The organism is Actinomadura decatromicini (assembly GCF_008121305.1).
GTDB lineage: Bacteria > Actinomycetota > Actinomycetes > Streptosporangiales > Streptosporangiaceae > Spirillospora > Spirillospora syzygii.
Window position 1 is genome coordinate 682696 of record NZ_VSRQ01000004.1, and the last position, 18848, is coordinate 701543.

The following is an 18848-nucleotide window of genomic DNA, read 5'->3' on the forward strand; positions in this document are numbered from 1 at the left end:
GCGGGGCTACTCGATGCCCGCGTCCTTGCACTTGGCGGCGTACGCGCCCTTGCAGAGGTCGGCCTTCTTGACGAAGCCGTCGTCGACGACCCGCTTGACGCCGTCCTTGAAGATCGGGACTGGGTTGAGCAGCACGGACGGGACGTCCCGCTTGCCCTCCGGGTCGTTCACGGTGCCGTTCGTCTCGCCCTTCTCGCCCTTGATCAGGGCGACGGCGAGCTTGGCGACGGCGTCGGCCTCCTGCTTGACCGGCTTGTAGACCGTCATGCACTGGTTGCCGTCGAGGATGTTCTGCAGGCCCTCCAGCGTCGCGTCCTGGCCGGTGACGGCGACCTTCCCGGCCTCCTTGTTCTTCTTGAGGATCGACACCACCGCGTTGCCGACCCCGTCGTTGGCGGCGAGGACGCCGTCGATGGCGCCCTTCCGCTCCGTCCACATCTGCTCGAAGATCGTGGCGGCGTTCTCGGCCTTCCAGTCCGGGACGGCCTGCTCCGCGACCTTCGTGTACGACGCGGCCTTGTCGAGGACGCCGTGCGCGCCCCGCGCGAACAGCGTCGCGTTGTTGTCGGTGGGCGCGCCGTTCAGGTAGACGATGTTGCTCTTCTTGTCGCCGAGGCACTTCTGCAGGCCCTTGCCGAGCTCCTCGCCGACCTTCACGTTGTCGAACGACACGTAGTAGTCGGACACGCCGCCGAGCGCCAGCCGGTCGTAGTCGATGGTCTTCACGCCCTGCGCCTGCGCCTTGCGCTGGACGGCGGCGGCGGAATTGGAGTCGAGGCCGTCCACGACGAGGACGGTGACGCCGCTCGTGAGCATCTGGTCGGCGATCGTCTGGAACCGCTGGGTTGAGCCCTCCGCGTTCTGGATGTCGTAGCCGACCCCGGCGGCCTTGAACGCCTGCTCCAGGTAGGGACGGTCGAAGCTCTCGTAGCGGACGGACGACGTCGTGTCGGGCAGGATCACGCCGACCTTGCCCTTGACCGCTCCGGAGCCGGACGCCGCGGCGCCGTCGTCGGAGTCGTCCCCGCATGCGGTGAGAGTGAGCGCCGCGGCCGCCGCGACGGCCGTCAGGCTGAGGATCCCCTTGCGCATGTGCCCGGGTCCTTTCTGGGGGGCGGCCGCCGTGCCGCGGCCGGGGGGATGGCCGGTGCCGGTGGCCGCGCTCGGCGCGGCCCCGGCCGGGAATGTTGTGTCCCGCAACTTATGTCGCACGTGTCCGTCGCGCCAGACCTGCCGGACGGTCGATTTGTTGCGAGCGATAACAATCAAGTAACGCGAGTTCACCCCGCGAGAACCCGGACACGGCGGGAGGAAGCGACAAGAGGGCGCGGCGCCCGCGCGGGATCAGCCGAATGTTCGGCGGCTCAACATTTCAAGCCCGCGCCGTGCCCGGAGGCGGCGACGAGCCGCCGGTCCCGGGCAGGGCGCTGCGAAGGAAGAGCAGGCGCGCCGCGCTCAAGCGGCGCGCTCAGCCAGCGCGCTCAGACGGTACTCAGACGGTACTCAGACGGCGAGGACGCGCGCGACGCGGTCGGCCGCGGCCGCCGCGTCCCCGGCGGGCACGATGCGCTCGGCCCACGACCACCAGTACCACCAGCCGTCGGGGCCCTGCTCGGCGATGATGTTCTCGGTGAGCGCGGACGCCTCCGGGTTCAGCACGTGCAGGGCGGGCGACTGGCCCCTGGGCTGGACGATCCGCACCCGGAGCCCGCGCTTCGCGAGTTCTTCGCCGAGCTCTTCCAGATATTCGATCCGCGTCTTCGACGGCGCGGCGGTTCCCGTATCGTCAGGCGTCATCCTCAGTCCCCTCACGGACTCCGCGTGGCCCGACGAGATCACACCCTCCCCCCTCCACGCGCGGGAAGCAAGCACCCCGCAGGTCAGCGCGGTGCGGCGCGGCGCGCACAGGGCGCGGACGGGGCGCGGACGGGGCGGCGCGGAGGCTCCTCGACATATCGCGCGCGGTTACGGGATATCTTGCGCGTAGGCAGTGAAGCGGGAGCATGGGGGCGAAGATGACGCTGGGCCCGGAGCCGGCAGCCGACCCGGACGCCACTCCGATCGTCGGCACCCCGGCGGGCGCCGTCCCACCGGCGCCGCCAGGGCAGGTCGCGCCTGGACCGGTCGCACCGGGGCCGGGTGTGCCGGGTCCGGTCGTGTCAGGGCCGGGCGGACCGGCGGGCGCGCGGACGCGGAGCGGCCGCACGTGGCACCGCTTCCACTACGCGGTCGGCGTGTTCCTCATCGCCTACGGCGTGACGGGCCTCGCCACCGGCGTCCTCCTCTGGACCGACCGGCGGGACGAGATCGAGGGCTACTTCGCCTCCGTCGGGTCCGGGGCGGCGACCGGCGTGCTCGTCCTCGTGAAGGCGGTGGAGGCGGCGCTCGTGCTCGCCGCCGCCGCGGGCGTGGCGCTGCGCCGCGACATGCTGTTCGTGCCCGCGCTCGCGGGCTGGATGGCGGGGTTCGCGATGTTCGGCGTCCTCGACGTGTTCACCGCGCGGTGGGGCGGCCTCGCCGAGCACCTCGTCTACCTGGCCGGGTTCGTCCTGCTGCTGTTCCTGTCCTACGGGCTGAGCGCGAAGGCGCAGCTCGCGGGGGCCGCGCGGGAGGCTCCGGACGACCCGTCCGCCGGCTCGCGCGGGCTCACCCGGACGCAGGAGTTCGCCCTCCAGGCGATCAACCGGATCCCCACCGGGCTGACCGGCCCCCGCCCCCGCCCCGGCCGGCACGACTGACCGCGGCACGACCGACCACGGCACCGCTGACCACGCCAGACTGACCACGACGCGGCTGATCTTGGCAGAAGTTGCCCTTGGTGGGGCTTCGGGACGGTGCCACGTTGTGGCTCATGAGAGCCCGAAGACTGACGTTGCCGCTGGCACTGGCGGCGTCCCTGGCGGTGCCCGCGTCGCTGCTGACGCCCGCCGCCGCGCAGCCCCCGGCGTCCCCTCCGGCGGCCTGCGACGCTACGCGGACCGAACCCGTCTACCGGGGCAAGGTCCCCTCCCCCAAGCAGGTCCTCGGCTTCGACCTCGGCGACCGGCAGGCCACGGCCGCCGAGTCCGACAGGTACCTGGAGACGGTCGCCGCGAAGAGCGAGCGGGTCGTGTCCGGGACGCTCGCGACGACGGCGCGGGGCCGTCCGCTGAAGTACGCGATCGTCGGACGTCCCGTGCTCGTCTCCAAGGCGGGCCTGGCGAAGACCCGGCTGGAGGCGGGGCTGCTCCGCGACCCGCGCACGCCCGCTGCGCTCGCGAAGCGCATCACCGACCGCGGCGTCCCGATCCTGTGGGTCAGCGGGAACGTCCACGGCGACGAGCCGAGCGGCACGGACGCGGCGCTGAAGGTGCTCCGCGACCTCGGCGACCGGTCCGACTGCGCGGCGACGTCGATCCTCGACAACGCGCTCGTGATCGTCCTGCCGACGCAGAACCCGGACGGCCGCGAGGCGGTCACGCGCCAGAACGCCTACGGCTTCGACATGAACCGCGACTGGTTCGCGCGCACCCAGCCGGAGACGGACGGCAAGCTCGCGATGCTGAACCAGTACCCGCCCGCGCTCTACATCGACGCGCACGAGATGGGCGGGACGTCGTTCTTCTTCCCGCCGAACGCCGACCCGATCTACCACGAGACGCCCGAGCAGGCGGTCGGCTGGATCAACGACCTGTACGGCGCGGCGATGGCCGCCGAGTTCACCCGGCAGGGCATCGACTACTTCAACCGCGACGTGTACGACCTCTTCTACCAGGGGTACGGCGACTCGGTCCCGACCAGCGCGTTCCACGCCGCCGGGATGACGTACGAGAAGGGTGACGAGAGCCCGTACCCGGAGCGCGTGAAGGAGCAGTACCTCACGCAGTGGGTGTCGCTGTCGGCGGCGGCGCGCAACCGGCAGCGCATCCTCGGCGAGTGGCGGCAGATGACCGTGGACGCCTACGAGCAGGGCAAGGCGGGAACGCTGGAGCCCAACCAGATCTACAACCCGCCGAACCAGATCGACCGTCCGGTGCCCGACCGGAAGGTGCGGAGCTATTTCCTGCGGGACGACGTCCCCGCCAAGCACGCCCAGGTGAGCCTGATCGTGCGGCGGCTCCAGCGGATGGGCGTGCGCGTGGAGAAGCTCGTGCGGCCGCTGACCGTCCCGGACTTCAAGGAGTACGGGCGCGCGGAGGCGAGGACGACGCTGCCCGCCGGGACGTACTGGATCTCGATGGCGCAGGGCCAGAAGCACTGGATCCAGGCGATGCTCAACGAGGACTCCTACACGCCGTTCCCGTACTTCTACGACGTGACGGCGTGGAGCCTGCCGCTGCTCGGGAACGTGTCCGGCGGGTCGTCGGGCGCGGTGCTGTGGCCGAACGCCGTGCCGGTCAAGACCCTCCCGGCCGCGCGCCCGGGGCATGAGGGCAGGGCGCCGAAGCTCGCCGTCCTGCAACTGTCGCCGACGTCGTCGGCGGCGCGCCAGTCGACCGGCTGGCTGCGGAGCCGCCTCGACCGCGAGTGGAAGCTTCCGTTCACCCTGCTCACCCCGGCCGACGTCGCGGCGGGCAGGCTCGCCGGGATCGAGGTCCTGGTGACGCCGGACGGCCCGGCCGCCCCCGCCTACGCCGCCCTCGGCGACGCCGGACGGGCCGCGCTCCAGCGGTGGACGCGCGACGGCGGACGCTACATCGGCTGGCAGGGCGGCACGCAGATCGCCGCCTGGCTAGGGCTGACGACGGCGACGCTGGCCGAGCCGACGTCCGACATCCCCGGCACGCTGTTCCGCGTCAAGGTGGACGGGAGCAGCCCGCTCGGCAAGGGCGTGGGCGCGACGGCGTGGAACTTCACGTCCTACGACATGGTCATGCGGGCGTCCAGCGGCGTCGCCGTCTCCTACCCGGCGACGGACTCGCCCGACTGGTTCGTGTCCGGGTTCGAGAAGGGCGCGGCCGAGCTGGGCGGCACCGCCGCCGTCGTCGACCAGGCCGTGGGCGAGGGGCGTTCCGTGGTGTTCGCGGCCGACCCCAACTTCCGCGCGTTCAGCGACGGGACGGCCAAGCTGCTCTACAACGCGATCCTCGGCCCGGACCCGGCGAACGCGCCGCAGGCCACGGCCACCGCGCAGGCGGTGGAGCGGGCCGCCGCGCTGCCGTCGTACGAGTCGCCGATCCGCGTGTCGGTGCAGGCGGCGGACGCGGCGAAGGCGGCGTCCGTGCTGCGCTCGGTCGGCGCGGCGTGGACGGAGAGCCGGAGCGGCGGCGTCGTCCACTACGTGGTGGACAACCCGCGCGGGCTGCCGACCGACCACCATCCGTTCGCCGGACGGCTGCCGTCCCTGATCCGGAAGGCGGGGATCGACCCGGTCGCGGTCGTCCTGCCGTGACGGTCGTCCTGCCGTGACGGTCGTCCTGCCGTGACGGTCGTCCTGCCGTGACGGTCGTCCTGCCGTGACGGTCGCGCGGCGCGCCGGGGACGTCCCGGCGCGCCGCGCGCTACTTCCGGACGATCCAGGCGATCGCGGTCATCGTGCCGGGCGGGACCTCGGTGAACCCGCCGTCGCGGACCGCCACCGCCGCCTCCTTCACGCACCGCTTCCACGGGACGTCCGTAGCGAGGTGGACGCGGGCGCCGCCGTCCAGCCAGGCGGCGACGTCCTTGCACCGCCCGCCGCGCAGGAGGAGCTGGGCGGCGTGCCCGCACTGCGCGGCGGCCTTCCCGGTGGTCATCGTCACGTCCGGGTTGATCGCGATCACCGCGTACGGCGGTTCGGGCGGCGGCGCGGCGCCCTCGTCCGCAAGGTCGAGCCCGGCGACCTGGAGCTTCGCGAGCGCGGGCGGGACGTCCGCCACCGGCGCCGGCGGGAACACCCGGACCTGCGCGCCCGCGTGCTCGACGGTCACGCCCGGCAGCGCCCCGGCCTCCGGCCAGCGCACCCCGCGCGCCCGCCGCGTCACCTTCCGGATGCGGCGCGACTCCCATTCCAGGACGGCGCCGTGCCACTCCCCGCCGGGGTCCGCCGCGCGCGGGTCGGTCAGCAGCCGCACGACCGCCGTGGCCGCCGCCTCGCACACGGCGCGATGGCCCGGCGGATCGGCCTTCTCGGCGCGTACCACCAGTTGCATCGCCCAGGGCGGGTCGTCGCGGGGGTCGTATTCAGGACGCACGGGTGGAGTATTCCAAACCGAACGCGGCTTTCCCGACCCGGTAGTGGGTACTGCAACTTGTACCGTCCCCCGGACGTTCCACCTGTCACGGGCTTGACGGTCCTCGCCGTCACGGGCGAGGTGGCACGGCGGAGCAGTCGGGTCGGAGGTCGCCGGTGACCAGTGGCACATGGAGCGATTCCATACCGGGTGTCGGGACGTTCTTCGTCGGGATCGACGTCGCCCCCGGCCGCTACCGGTGCGACCAGGGCAAGGGCGGCTGGTGGGTGCGCTTCACCGGCCCGGGCGGCGGCGACCCGGTCGGCTCGTGGCCGCTGCCCGCGGGCCCGGTCGAGATCGAGATCGCGCGCACCGACTTCGCGTTCGAGACGCATGTCTCCACGTACTGGCGGCGGATCGCGCCGCCCCGCGCCGCCGAGGACGCCGCCCCCGCCGAGCCGCGCCCGGTCGCCGACCCGGCGCTGCGCGCCGAGCTGGACACGCTCGTCGCCCGCCGCCGCCCGCTGATGTGGCTCGCGCCGCTGTCGGTCCTCGGGCTCGGGCTGGTCGGGCACCCGCTGCTCGGCTCGCTGTGGCTGATCGCGCTCGGCATGCTCGCGGTGCTGGTCGCGCTCGGCACCCCGTCGGTGTCGCTCGACCTGCGGCGCGCCCGCGAGCTCGAACGCAGCCGCGACCGCTACTTCGTCCCGGACGACTTCGACGACGAGGGGCGGGCGCTGCTCGCCCGCGTCCAGGCGGCGGTGGACGCGGTCACCACCTCCGAGGTCAACCGCGAGGGCATGCTGGACGCGGTCGCCAACGCCGTGACGCTGCCCCGCCAGGAATGGGAGATCGCGCAGGTCCTCGCGCGGCAGTCCAAGCTGCGGGCCGAGCAGCGGGAGCTGGCCGAGGGCGCGACGCTGCCGGAGGTGGAGGCGGCGCTGCGGCCGCTGCGCGCGAAGCTCGACGTGTCCGTCGAGGCCGTGACGCGCCGCGTCGAGGCGCTCGAACGGTACGCGCGCAGCGCGCGGGAGGCGGACGAGGCCCTGCACGCCCAGCGCCACCTGGAGACGATCGCGGAGAAGGCGCACGAGTACGACGAGCTGCTCGCCGACACCGTCCGCGACGACCTCGCGCTGCCCGCGATCGAGCGGCTGCACGGGCAGAGCCACGAGCTGGTCAGGACGCTGCGCGAACGCCTCGCCAGGGCCGCCGAGGCCGCCGACGAACTACCGCCCTAGCCCCCGCGCGCAGCCCCTCGCTCACACGGCCCCGCTCACAGCAGGGCGCGGACCTGGGCGGGCGACTCGAACAGCTCGGCGCGCATGCCGAGGGCGCGGGCGGCGACGATGTTGCGCTCGGTGTCGTCGATGAACAGGACGTCCGACAGGTCCACGCCGAGCCGTTCGGCGCAGATCTTGTAGGCGCGCGGGTCGGGCTTGGCGACGCCGATGCGGCAGGAGTAGGTGAGCGCGTCGAACCGGCCTAGCCAGCCGCCGTGCCGGGCCTCGAAGCGGGGCACGAGGTCGTCGATGATGTTCGACAGGAGCCCGAGCGTCCGGCCGTCGTCGGCGAGCTCGTGGACGAGGGCGACCATCTCGTCGTCCGCCTCCGTCCAGCTGTCGAGGTCGGCCTCGATCAGGGCCGGGACGTCGGGGAACGCCGTGCCGAGCAGGCTCGCGACGTCCGCCCAGTAGGCCGCGCTGTCCCGCCCCGCGTCATAGGCGGGGCGGCAGGACCAGTACGCCTCCCAGAACGACGCGCCGCCCACTCCGGCGGTCTCCTCGATCCGCCGCACCGCCTCGGGGGTCTGGCCGCGCGCGATGACTCCGAACAGGTCGAAAACGATCACATCGGACATGCCCCGACCCTACGCGCGACGCGCCGCCGCCTCACCCCCTGCCGCCTCTTCATCAAGGCGGTACCAAGCGCTTGGTACAGGCGTACCCTGGTGCCCCCACCGAGCAAGCGGTAGGGCGACCCGGCGGGACCGGCACGGCATAATGAGGGGGTGACGACCACGAGCGCTGAATCCGGACGATCGAGAAGCCGCGCCGCCGGCGAGGGCGGGTCCCGCCGCCGCGGCAGGGGCTCGTCCGGCCCGGCGTCGGAACGCCGCGAGCACCTCGTGCGGCTGGCCGCCGAGCTGTTCGCCGAGAAGGGGTTCCAGGCCACGACGGTCCGCAACATCGCCGACGAGGCGGGCATCCTGTCGGGCAGCCTGTACCACCACTTCGACTCCAAGGAGTCGATCGTCGACGAGATCCTCGCGGGCTTCTTCAACGAGATCATGGCGGCGTACCAGCGGGTGGTCGACGAGAGCGCGGGCCCGCGCGAGACGGTCGCGGGGCTCGTCCGGGTCGCGTTCGGCAGCCTGGAGCCGCACCGCGCCGCGATCACGGTCATGCAGAACGACTGGAACTACCTCAAGGGCATGTCCCGCTTCGCCTACCTCACCAGGTCGGAGGAGGAGGTCGAGAAGATCTGGGTGGACGCCCTCGCGTCCGGCCAGCAGCGGGGCCTGTTCCGCGACGACCTCGACCCCCAGCTCACCTACCGGATGATCCGCGACACGATCTGGGTCGCGGTCCGGTGGTTCCGGCCGGGCGGCCGGCTGGACGCCGAGGGGCTCGCCGAGCACTACCTCAAGGTCATGTTCGACGGCATCAACGTCCACCCGGCCGCGACCCCGGAGTCCTAGCCCCGGAGTCCTGGCCCCGCGAGAGTCCTAGCCCCGCACCTCCGCCGGAGGCCGCTCCGAAGCGGCCGCGCCCCGGCGCGGGGGCAGCAGCTTCGCCAGCGGGCGCGGGAGCCACCAGTTCGCCTCGCCGAACAGCTCCATCAGCGCCGGGACGAGCACGAGCCGCACGACCGTCGCGTCGATCAGGATCGCCACGCCGAGGCCGAGGCCCATCTGCTTGACCGCGACGTCCGCGCCGAGCAGCACCGACAGGAACACCATCACCATGATCGCCGCAGCCGCCGTGATCACCCGGGCGGTGCGGGACAGCCCGAGCGCCACCGCCTCCCGGGTCGCGACGCCCGACTCGTACGTCTCGCGGATGCGGGACACGAGGAACACCTCGTAGTCCATCGAGAGCCCGAACAGGATCGGGAACATCATCAGCGGCACCCAGGTCGTCACCGGCATGTCCGTCGGGAACCCGAGCAGGCGCCCCGCCCAGCCCCACTGGACGACCGCCGTCACCACCCCGTACGCCGCCGCGATCGACAGCAGGTTCATCACCGCGGCCTGCAGCGCCACCGTCAGCGACCGGACGAGGGCGACGAGCAGCAGCAGCGACAGGCCGACGACGACGGCGATCAGCCACGGCAGCCGGGTGCTGACGTTCTCCGCGAAGTCGATGGACGCGGCGTTCTGCCCGCCGACGTAGGTGTGCGCGCCCGTCCCCCTGTTAACGCCCGGGATGACGTCGTCGCGCAGCGTGTGGACGAGCTTCGGCGTCGCCTCGTCCTGCACGCCGGTGGTCGGGAACGCGATGACGATGGACGCGGCGCCGTCCGCGCTGGTGCGCGGCGGCTGGACGGCCGCGACGCCCGGCGTCTGCCGGACCGCGGCGGCGAGCCGTCCGGCGTCGGCCTCCGTCCCGCCCTCGGTGACGAGGATCAGCGGCGCGGCCGTGCCCGGTCCGAAGCCGCGCGCCATGATCTGGCTCGCCTGGTAGCCGCTGTGGTCGCGCGGCTGGACGCTGGAGTCGGGCAGGCTGAGCCGCATCGACAGCGCGGGCACCGCGAGGACCAGCAGGATCGCGGCCGCGCACAGCCCCGCGACGACCGGGTGCCGCTGCACGACCCGCGCCCACCGCTCGGCGAGCGGACGCCGCCCGCCGCCGGCGGCGTGCCGGGTGCCCGGCAGCCGGAGCCGGTCGATGGCGCGCCCGGCGAAGCCGAGCAGGGCGGGCAGCAGGGTCACCGCGGCGAACATCGTCATCAGCACCGTGACCCCGGCCGCGACCGCGACGCCGTTGAGCAGGCTCTGCTGCATGACGAACAGGCCCATCAGCGCGATCACCACGGTGGTGCCAGCGAACAGGACGGCCCGCCCGGCGGTGGTGACGGCGGTGACCGTCGCCTCCTCGGGGTCGTTCCCGGCGTGCAGTTCCTCCCGGTAGCGGGTGACGATGAACAGCGCGTAGTCGATGCCGACGCCGAGCCCGATGAGCGCCGCGACGATCGGGCTGAACGACGGGGCGGGCAGCAGGTGCCCGATCAGCATGATCAGCGAGAGCCCGGTGCCGATGCCGAACAGCGCGGTCAGGATCGGCAGGCCCATGGCGAGCACCGAGCCGAACGCGACGAGCAGGATCACCATCGCGGCGACCACGCCGATGCCCTCGGACGGCCCGCCGCCCGGCGTCTCGGCGGAGTCCACGGCCGAGCCGCCCAGCTCGATCCGGACGGGCCCCGAGTCGGTGCGGACGTCGTCCAGCAGGGCCTTGACGTCGGACTTCGACATCTCGTCGGACGTGACGTCCAGGTTGGCGGCGGCGAACGCCGTCTTCCCGTCCTTGGAGACCTGCCCCGGCGTCGCGTAGGGCGACGACACCGAGGACACGTGCGGCGTCTTCGCGAGCCGCCCGATCGCCTGCTCGACCTTCGCCTTGGCCTCGGGGCTCCGGACGCCTCCGGGCGCGTAGACGGCGAGCGTGATCTCGTCGCCGCTCTGCTTCGGGAAGTGCTCGTCGAGGATGTCGCTCGCCTTCGCCGACCCGGAGTTCCCGCCGGAGAAGTCGTTCAGCGGCTCGGCCGCGAAGCCGAAGCCGACCGCCAGCACGACGACCAGGCCGGCTATCCAGCCCGCCACCGTCAGGCGTCGCCGCCGATAGCAGAATCGGGCGAGCCGGGCCAGCCTCATGGGGAACCACCTTCGTATGCGTGCCGCGTCGTGTGCATGCGTCGGTCCGCACGCCGCCGTCGATGACCTGATGACGTCCGGGCACTGGGGAATGTGACGGCTGCTACAGCGTTGCCTTTAGGCGGGCCCCGACACATCGGACGCGCGGTGTCATCCGCCCGGCCGTGTACATCCGTTGGAGTACACCCGGCGCGGTATCCCACTGTGCGAGTCCCCTAAGCCCCATAGTGTGCTTAGTCACAATTTGCCGAGTAGGGGTGACGCTTTGGCCCGTGGGGACGCTGTTACCGGAGAGATCGACGGGGGGAGGGCGGCATGACGGCTCAACGGGGCGCCGCCGGTCGCGACGAGCCCACGCCCGCCGCGATGCGGGCCGCCACCGCGCGCGGCCTGCAGGAGCAGTTTCCGGGCGTGCGGGTCTGGTACGGCGAGTCGACCGGGTCGTGGTGGGCGCTGGTGCCGACGCGCGGAGGTCCGCGCCTGGTGGAGGCGCCGACTCCGCAGCAGCTCCGCGAGGAGATCCTCAGCATCCGGAGCAGGGGCTGAGCCCTGCGGGGAGAGAGGGCGACGTGCCGCCCTCCGGGGACGGGGCGCGATCCGTCCCCGGGGGGCGTCTGTTCAGGAACGTAACCTGAAAATCGTTCAGGCACAAGCGCTTGCTCGGTGCTTCTCCGGACTCGGACGGCGGCGCGCCCGCCATGGTCACCGGCCCGCGAGCGGTCGGCTACAGCTCGTACTGGATGGCGGCGCGCTCCGCCACGATCGGCGCGACGTACTCCTCGACCACGGCTCGGTGGCTCGGGTGGTCGCGGTAAACGAGGTAGTCGTCCCGGTCGGCGAAGTCGGCCACCACGACGAAGTCGTACCCGCCCGGGTTCACCCCGGCGTTCGTCCCGAGGCTGTACTCCCGGATCTCCGGGAGCAGGCCGGGCAGCTCGCCCAGCCGCGCCGCGACCTCGTCCTGCTGGCCGGTCGTCGTGCCCTCGGCCCACCTGAACATCGCCACATGCCGGAATCCGCTCATGGGGGCACGCTATCGGGGCCCGGCCGCGCCGCCGCCGGTCAGAGGGCGCCGAGTTCCGCCGCCGTGACCGCGCCGAGCTCCCAGCACGCCTCCAGATCCTCCCTGGACGGCTCCCCGGTCACGACCACGGGCGGTTGGACGGCCTTCCACTTCAAGCCCGTGGTGATCGACTCAAGGGCGCGCAGCGCTCCCGTCGCGTCGCTGCCGCCGTGCAGGTACGCCCCGAACGGCCGCCGGACGGTCTCCTCCAGGCACGGGTAGTAGACCTGGTCGAAGAAATGCTTGAGAGCCCCGGACAGGTAGCCGAGGTTGACCGGCGAGCCGAGCAGGTAGCCGTCCGCTTCGAGGACGTCCACGGCGGTGGCCCCGAGCGCCGGACGGGTCACGACGTCCACGCCCTCGATCTCGTCGGTGCCCGCGCCGGACCGCACCGCCTCGAACATCGCCTGGAGGTTCGGCGACGGCGTGTGGTGGACGATCAGCAGCCTCTTCACCACCACGACACTAGACCGTGCGCGAACGACTGGACCGTGTGCGAACGGCCCCCACGTGGGAAGGGATCCCTTCGCGGGCGCGTCCTGACACGCCGTAACCTGAAGGGTGCGGACATGACCAACGTCCGGTCCGGGGAATGAGTTCCTAAGGATCTTGGTTGTGGGCCCAGCGGAGGTGTCCTTCGTGCAAGGCGATTCATCCTGGGGGGACGATCCCTCACTTCCGGCGCGGCCGGTGTGGCCGCTCGCCGCCGTCACGCTGGCCGTCGCCGTGCTGGTCGTCGTCCCGGCGGCGGCCGGGTCGCCGGAGTGGCTCGGGCGGCTGTCCCGGCTCGTCACCGGCAGCCCCCTGCTCCCGGCGCACGCCGTGGCGCTCGGCCTCGCGCTGCTGCTCGTCGCGCGCGGCGTCCTGCTGCGCCGCCGCGCCGCCTGGTACGGGCTCACGCTGCTGGTGCTCCTCGGCCTGCTCGCCGTCCTGACCGGGGACGACCCGGCCTGGCGGCTGCCGCTGCTCGCCGCCGTCCTCGGCGGGCTGTGGCTGGAGCGCGGGCGGTTCCCGGTCCGGCCGCATCCCGAGCGCGTCCGCGCGGCCGTGAAGACCGGGGCGTTCCTGGTGGTCGGCGCGGTCGCCGGGTCGCTCGTCCTCGGCGGCGTGTCGGTCCGGTCGGTCGGGCAGGTCGCGGGCGGGCTCGGCGCGACCGGCGCGCCCATCGACGGCGCGTCCTGGCTGCCCGGCGTGCTCGGGCTCGCGGGCGCGGCGGGCCTGCTCGTCATCGTCGTCACGCTGCTCGCGCCCGACCCGGCGCCGCCGCCCGGCGACGAGGCCGAGCGCCGCCGGGTCGCGGGCCTCGTCGCGCACCCCGGCTCCGACACCCTCGCCCCGTTCGCGCTCCGCCGCGACAAGGCGTACGTGTTCAGCCCGGACGGGCGCGCCGCGATCGGCTACCGCGTCCTGTTCGGGCTGGCGGTGGCGGGCGGCGACCCGGTCGGCGACCCCGCCTCGCACGCCGCCGCCGTCCGCGCGTTCCTCGCCCTGTGCCGGACGACCGGCTGGCGTCCCGCCGTGCTCGGCGCGAGCGACGGCCTGCTCCCGGTCTGGGGACGGTTCCGCTCCATCGGCTTCGGCGACGAGGTCGTGATCCGCCCGGAGGAGTTCACGCTGTCCGGGCGGACGATGCGGAACGTCCGGCAGGCGGTGCGGCGGACGGAGAACGCGGGGGTCACGTCCGAGATCGTCCCGGAGCGGGAGCTGGCGCCCGCGCTGCGCGACCGGCTGCTGGAGGTCGCGTCCCGCTCGCTCGGCGGCGCGGCCGAGCGCGGCTTCTCCATGAACCTGGACGAGCTGCTCACCGGCTACCACCCCGGGTCGCTCGTCGCCGTCGCCTACGACCAGGACAAGGAGCCCATCGCCTTCCAGCGCTACGTGACGGCGGGCGAGGGCGTCAGCCTGGACGCGATGCGCCGCGACCCCGGCGGGCCCAACGGCGTCAACGAGCGGCTGATCGTCGAGATGGTCGAGTACGCGGGCGAACGCGGGCACGGGGTCGTGTCGCTGAACTTCGCCGCGTTCCGCGAGCTGCTCGATGCCGCGGACCGCACGCCCCTGGAGAAGGCGGGCTACCGCGCCCTGCACCTGCTCGACCCGTGGATCGCGGTGGAGTCGCTGTACCTGTTCGACAAGAAGTTCAGGCCGTCCTACAAGCCGCGCAACGTGCTGTTCCGGTCGTGGTTCGACATCGCCTGGGTGGCCGCGGCGCTGCTCACGCTGGAGTTCGGCCGGACGCGCCCGGCCCGGCGCGCCGCCGACCCGGCGACCGAGCCCGTCCACCACCTGGGCTGACGCGGGCCGCCCGCGCCGCGGTCACTGCATGGTGATGCCACCGCTGACGGAGATCGTCTGGCCGGTGATGTACTCGGCGCGGTCCGTGCAGAGGAAGGCGACCAGCCCGGCGACGTCGTCCGGACGCCCGATCCGGCGCAGCGGGATCTGCTTGACGAACTTGTCGAGCATTCCGGAGTCGGGGTCGGCGCCGCCCCGGCGGAGCATCGGCGTGTCCGTCGGCCCGGGGCACACGACGTTGGACGTGACGCCGCCGCGCGCCGCCTCCCGCGCGAGCGTCTTCGCGAGCCCGAACAGCCCGGACTTCGTCGCCGCGTAGGCCGCCTCCCCGCCGCCGCCCGCCCGCGCCCCGTCCGAGGAGACGAACACGAGCCGTCCCCAGCCGCGCTCGGTCATGCCCGGCAGCAGCCGGTGCGTGAGCTGCATGGGCGCGCGCAGGTTGACGCGCCACATCAGGTCCCAGTGCGCCGGGTCGCTCGCGGTGAACGGCTCGATGATCGCGACGCCTGCGTTGTGGACGAGCACGTCCACCTTCCCGATCCCGGCGGCGAACGCGTCGACGGCGCCGTCATCGGCAAGGTCGACCGGGGCCGCCACGCCGCCGAGGTCTTGCGCTACCTCCCGGGCTCCCGTCTCGTCCCGGTCGGCGACGACGACGCGGGCGCCGAGCGCGGCGAGGTCGGCGCAGATCGCGCGTCCCATGCCGCCCGCGCCGCCGGTCACCACCGCCGTGCGGCCGTCGAGTCCCGTCCCGGTCAGATTGATCCCGTTCATGCGTACCTCCGAATCCGGTTCGATCAATACCTAACATCCGGCGTAATGTGCGGATTCATGGAGGTGCGCGTTCCGCACGAGTGGCCGTCCGGCGCGGCGGCCGCCGAGGCGATCCAGGACCGGCTGCGCCCACTGCTGGAGCTGGACGTTCCCGGCCCCGCAGCACCGCGGACCGTCGCGGGCCTCGACGTCTCCTACGCGGACGACGGCCGGCTCGCCGCCGCGGTCGTCGTCCTCGACGGGACGACCCTGGACGTCGTGGAGGAGTCGGTCGCCGCCGGCACGGCCGCGTTCCCCTACGTCCCCGGACTGTTCGCGTTCCGCGAGCTGCCCGCGCTGGTCGACGCGCTGCGCGCCCTCAAGACCGTCCCCGACCTGCTCGTCTGCGACGGGTTCGGCGTCGCGCACCCGCGCCGGTTCGGGCTCGCGTGCCATCTCGGCGTGCTGACCGGCCTGCCGTGCCTCGGCGTGGGCAAGACCGCGTTCGTCGGCGCGTACGCGCCGCCCGGCCCGCGGCGCGGCGACACCAGCCCGCTCGTGGACGGCGGCGAGGTCGTCGGGCGCGTCCTCCGCACGCAGGACGGCGTGAAACCGGTGTTCGTGTCGGTCGGGCATCGCACCGACCTCGACACGGCCTGCCGCAACGTCCTCGACCTGTGTCCCCGGTACCGGCTGCCGGAGACGACCCGCAGGGCGGACCGCCTGTCCCGCGACGCCCTCACCGCGTGACCCGGGCCGGTGGTGCGGACCGGTGGTGCAAGCTCGTGGTGCGGGGCCGTGGCGCGGCGGCAGGTGGCGCGGAGTTGCGGAAAATGGCAATCTCATCTGCAAGTAGACGGTGACAACCCCAGGTCATCCGCGACACCCGCTGGACGGTGCCCTTGGACACCCGGCCGATGCGGGCCGACGCCCGCCGCAACTACGAACGACTGATCACGACGGCTCGCACCGCGTTCATGGAGCACGGCACGGGCGCGTCCCTCGACGACATCGCGAAGCGGGCGGGCGTCGGCTCCGGGACGCTCTACCGCCACTTCCCCACCAGGGACGCCCTGCTGCACGCCGTCCTGCGCGACCGGATCGACGCACTGCTCGCCCACGCCGACGAACTCCTCGCCGAGCCCGCGCCCGACCCGGAGGCCGAGGCGCTGGACGCCGAGGCCGCGCTCGGCCGCTGGCTGCGCACCTACCTGACCGGCGCGGCCACGCCGCGCGGCACCGCCACAGTGATCATCGAGGCGATGTCGGCGGAGTGGGCGCACACCGGGCTCGGCGCCGCCGCCGCCGCGATCTGCGACGCGCTCGGCCGGCTGCTGGACCGGGCGCAGCGCGCGGGCGCCATCCGGCCGGAGGTCGGCCCGCGCGACCTGCTGCGGATCACCAACGCGATCGGCGTCGCCGCCGAGCGCACCTCCGACCCGTCCGCGTACTCCGACCGGATGCTGGCGCTGCTCTTCGACGGTCTGCGCACCGGCTAGGCCCTTGTTCAGTTGACCAAGCGTTCGCTAGGTTGACGGTCGTACGGGCGCGGGGCACGGCACGGCACGGCACGAGGAGCGTTGATGGGGCGGCTGGACGGCAAGGTTGCGCTGATCACCGGCGGTGCGCGCGGGATGGGCAAGTCCCACGTCCGCCGGTTCCTGGACGAGGGCGCCGAGGTGGTGTTCGGCGACGTCCTGACGGACGAGGGCGCGAAACTCGCCGCCGACCTCGGCGCGGGCGTCCGCTTCGTCGCCATGGACGTGACGCGCGAGGACGACTGGGCCGCCGCCGTCGAGACCGCGACCTCCGCCTTCGGTCGGCTGGACGTCCTCGTCAACAACGCGGGGATCATCCGGCACAAGACCATCGAGGAAATGTCCGTCGACGAATTCCGCCGGGTCGTCGACGTGAACCTGCTCGGGCAATGGCTCGGGGTGAAGTCCGTCATCGCGCCGATGCGGGAGGCGGGCGGCGGATCGATCGTCAACGTGTCCTCGACGGAGGGCTTCATCGGCGCGTCCGGCCTCGCCGCCTACAGCGCCAGCAAGTTCGGGATCCGCGGCCTCACCAAGGCCGCCGCCCGCGAACTCGGCCAGTACGGGATCCGGGTGAACTCCATTCATCCCGGCGGCGTCCTGACACCCCTCTCCCTCCAGGAGGACGTCGTCGCCGCCACCGCGGACAGCGCCGACGCCTTCCTGAAGGCCCTTCCGCTCGGCCGCATGGGAAAGTCGAAAGAGGTATCGGGACTCGTCGTCTACCTCGCGTCGGACGACTCGTCCTACTGCACGGGCAGCGAGGTCCTCGTGGACGGCGGAATGCTCACCGGAGCGGGCTACTGAGTTCGCGCGGGCGCCGTTCGGCCCATCCCTCGGCCGACTCCAGCTGGGCGGCGAGCGAGATCAGCGTCGCCTCGTCGGAGTCGTGCCCGAGAAGCTGCGCCCCGATCGGCAGGCCGCGCTCGGTGAACCCCGCCGGGACGTTCACTCCCGGCCAGCCGAGGACGTTCCACGTCCACGCGTAGGGGCACGCCGCGGCGACTCCGGACTGCGTGTCCCGATACCCCTTCCCGTCGAAGGCGCCCACTTTCAACGGCGGCAGCGCGGTCGTCGGCGTCAGCACCACGTCGGCGACCTGAAAAATCCGCCCGACCTTTCTTCTCAGATAAGGATCCAAGCGTTTTGCCAAGGGCAACAGCCGTCTGCCGACCGTGCGCCCGATCCGCGCCTCGACCTCCGTCCGCCGCTCCGGACGCGCCCCCGGAATCGAATCGAGCCACTCGGCGACCCCGACTGTTCCACGGGGAATGAGCCCGAGCCCCACCAACCCGTAATCGGGATCGGCGGGAAAGACCTTGTGCCCAAGCTCGGTCAGCCTCCGCGCCACCCGCTCAACAGCGGCCCGGATCTCCGGGTCGAGCTTCCCGCTGACCCCGAACGCCGTCCGAAACGAAACAGCGATACGCAGCCTCCCCGGCTCCCTCCTAGCCGCCTCCACGAAAGGCGTCGCTATCGGATCGAGCCGATACACATCCTCGCGATGGCTGCCGCTCAACACATCGAGCAGAAGCGCCGCGTCAGCGACATTCCTGGCGAGCGGCCCCCAAACGGTGAGCCCGTTGAACGGATCGGTGTGCGGATGGGCGGAGACCCGGCCCCGCTGCGGCTTGATGCCGACGAGCCCCGTCCACGCCGCCGGAATGCGGATCGACCCGGCCCCGTCCGAACCCACCGCCGCCGCGACCATTCCCGCCGCCACCGCCGCCGCCGACCCGCCCGACGACCCGCCCGGCGTGTATTCGGGATTCCACGGATTCCGCGCCGCCCCGAATCCGGGCGACTCGCTGAACGGCCACAGCCCCAGCTCACACGTCGTGGTCTTCCCCACGACGATCGCCCCGGCCGCCCGCAGCTTGCGCACGACCTCCCCGTCATTCACCGCCGGACGGTGATCCCCGGCCACGGCGAACGGCGTCGTCTCCCCCGCCACATCGGTGTCGTCCTTGACGGCGACGGGAACCCCCAGCAACGGCAGCCGCTCCCCTTCCCCGAGCCGCTTATCCGCCGCGACCGCCTCCCGCCGGGCCGCCTCCACCCGCACGACCCGAAACGCCCCGAGCGACTCCTGCCGCGCGATGCTCTCCAGACACTCCTCGACCAGCTCCCGCGCGGACACCTCCCCCCGCGCCAACGCGTCCGCCTGCCCGACCAGCCCCAACACCACACCA

Annotated in this window: 18 protein-coding genes; 9 read left to right on the plus strand and 9 right to left on the minus strand. The window is 72.9% G+C overall.

Annotated elements, in window-relative coordinates:
• Positions 1-6 precede the first annotated feature (6 nt).
• The gene (locus FXF68_RS21610) at positions 7-1092 is read right to left on the minus strand and encodes a sugar ABC transporter substrate-binding protein (RefSeq protein WP_148761945.1); all 1086 of its coding nucleotides are present in this window, start codon (positions 1090-1092) and stop codon (positions 7-9) included.
• 411 nt (positions 1093-1503) lie between these two features.
• On the minus strand, positions 1504-1797 hold the full coding sequence (locus FXF68_RS21615) for a hypothetical protein (protein ID WP_148761946.1): 294 nt from the start codon (positions 1795-1797) through the stop codon (positions 1504-1506).
• 218 nt (positions 1798-2015) lie between these two features.
• Between FXF68_RS21615 and FXF68_RS21625 the strand changes: the two genes are divergently transcribed.
• The gene (locus FXF68_RS21625; protein WP_187438029.1) at positions 2016-2738 is read left to right on the plus strand and encodes a hypothetical protein; all 723 of its coding nucleotides are present in this window, start codon (positions 2016-2018) and stop codon (positions 2736-2738) included.
• Between the two features lie 113 nt (positions 2739-2851).
• Positions 2852-5371, plus strand: a complete 2520-nt coding sequence (locus FXF68_RS21630) for a M14 family zinc carboxypeptidase (protein WP_148761951.1) — start codon at positions 2852-2854, stop codon at positions 5369-5371.
• Positions 5372-5480: 109 nt separating this feature from the next.
• Here FXF68_RS21630 and FXF68_RS21635 read toward each other — a convergent pair whose 3' ends face one another.
• On the minus strand, positions 5481-6152 hold the full coding sequence (locus tag FXF68_RS21635; RefSeq protein WP_148761953.1) for an aminoacyl-tRNA hydrolase: 672 nt from the start codon (positions 6150-6152) through the stop codon (positions 5481-5483).
• A gap of 155 nt (positions 6153-6307) precedes the next feature.
• On the opposite strand from FXF68_RS21635, the gene FXF68_RS21640 reads away from it, so the two are divergent.
• A complete protein-coding gene (locus tag FXF68_RS21640; RefSeq protein WP_148761955.1) occupies positions 6308-7372 on the plus strand; it encodes an Rv1352/Rv1906c domain-containing protein in 1065 nt (354 codons plus the stop codon).
• A 35-nt stretch (positions 7373-7407) separates the two neighbouring features.
• Here FXF68_RS21640 and FXF68_RS21645 read toward each other — a convergent pair whose 3' ends face one another.
• Positions 7408-7992, minus strand: a complete 585-nt coding sequence (locus tag FXF68_RS21645) for an HAD family hydrolase (RefSeq protein WP_148761957.1) — start codon at positions 7990-7992, stop codon at positions 7408-7410.
• Positions 7993-8142: 150 nt separating this feature from the next.
• On the opposite strand from FXF68_RS21645, the gene FXF68_RS21650 reads away from it, so the two are divergent.
• Positions 8143-8832: a TetR/AcrR family transcriptional regulator gene (locus FXF68_RS21650; RefSeq protein WP_148761959.1), complete on the plus strand. Its 690-nt coding sequence runs from the start codon at positions 8143-8145 to the stop codon at positions 8830-8832.
• A gap of 27 nt (positions 8833-8859) precedes the next feature.
• Here the strand turns inward: FXF68_RS21650 and FXF68_RS21655 are convergent, their stop codons facing one another.
• Entirely contained in the window at positions 8860-11007 is a 2148-nt protein-coding gene (locus tag FXF68_RS21655; protein ID WP_148761961.1) for an MMPL family transporter, read from the minus strand.
• A 315-nt stretch (positions 11008-11322) separates the two neighbouring features.
• Here FXF68_RS21655 and FXF68_RS21660 point away from each other — a divergent pair, with 315 nt between their 5' ends.
• The gene (locus FXF68_RS21660) at positions 11323-11553 is read left to right on the plus strand and encodes a hypothetical protein (protein ID WP_148352801.1); all 231 of its coding nucleotides are present in this window, start codon (positions 11323-11325) and stop codon (positions 11551-11553) included.
• A gap of 178 nt (positions 11554-11731) precedes the next feature.
• Here the strand turns inward: FXF68_RS21660 and FXF68_RS21665 are convergent, their stop codons facing one another.
• Positions 11732-12031, minus strand: a complete 300-nt coding sequence (locus FXF68_RS21665) for a Dabb family protein (RefSeq protein ID WP_148761962.1) — start codon at positions 12029-12031, stop codon at positions 11732-11734.
• 38 nt (positions 12032-12069) lie between these two features.
• Complete coding sequence (locus tag FXF68_RS21670; RefSeq protein WP_148761964.1) at positions 12070-12525, minus strand: flavodoxin family protein; 456 nt, start codon at positions 12523-12525, stop codon at positions 12070-12072.
• A 184-nt stretch (positions 12526-12709) separates the two neighbouring features.
• Here FXF68_RS21670 and FXF68_RS21675 point away from each other — a divergent pair, with 184 nt between their 5' ends.
• Complete coding sequence (locus FXF68_RS21675) at positions 12710-14365, plus strand: bifunctional lysylphosphatidylglycerol flippase/synthetase MprF (protein ID WP_148761966.1); 1656 nt, start codon at positions 12710-12712, stop codon at positions 14363-14365.
• Between the two features lie 21 nt (positions 14366-14386).
• On the opposite strand, the gene FXF68_RS21680 is transcribed toward FXF68_RS21675, so the two are convergent.
• On the minus strand, positions 14387-15139 hold the full coding sequence (locus FXF68_RS21680) for an SDR family NAD(P)-dependent oxidoreductase (RefSeq protein ID WP_148761968.1): 753 nt from the start codon (positions 15137-15139) through the stop codon (positions 14387-14389).
• Between the two features lie 57 nt (positions 15140-15196).
• Between FXF68_RS21680 and FXF68_RS21685 the strand changes: the two genes are divergently transcribed.
• The 3 genes from FXF68_RS21685 to FXF68_RS21695 all read left to right on the plus strand — a co-directional run bounded on the left by FXF68_RS21685 (position 15197) and on the right by FXF68_RS21695 (position 17463).
• The gene (locus tag FXF68_RS21685; RefSeq protein WP_148761970.1) at positions 15197-15868 is read left to right on the plus strand and encodes an endonuclease V; all 672 of its coding nucleotides are present in this window, start codon (positions 15197-15199) and stop codon (positions 15866-15868) included.
• 146 nt (positions 15869-16014) lie between these two features.
• A complete protein-coding gene (locus FXF68_RS21690; protein WP_246178850.1) occupies positions 16015-16617 on the plus strand; it encodes a TetR/AcrR family transcriptional regulator in 603 nt (200 codons plus the stop codon).
• Positions 16618-16701: 84 nt separating this feature from the next.
• Entirely contained in the window at positions 16702-17463 is a 762-nt protein-coding gene (locus tag FXF68_RS21695) for a glucose 1-dehydrogenase (protein WP_148761972.1), read from the plus strand.
• Here the strand turns inward: FXF68_RS21695 and FXF68_RS21700 are convergent.
• Positions 17444-18838, minus strand: coding sequence for an amidase (locus FXF68_RS21700; protein ID WP_425458609.1), 1395 nt, complete (start codon positions 18836-18838; stop codon positions 17444-17446). The two genes, FXF68_RS21695 and FXF68_RS21700, sit on opposite strands and share 20 nt — an antisense overlap.
• Positions 18839-18848: the final 10 nt, after the last annotated feature.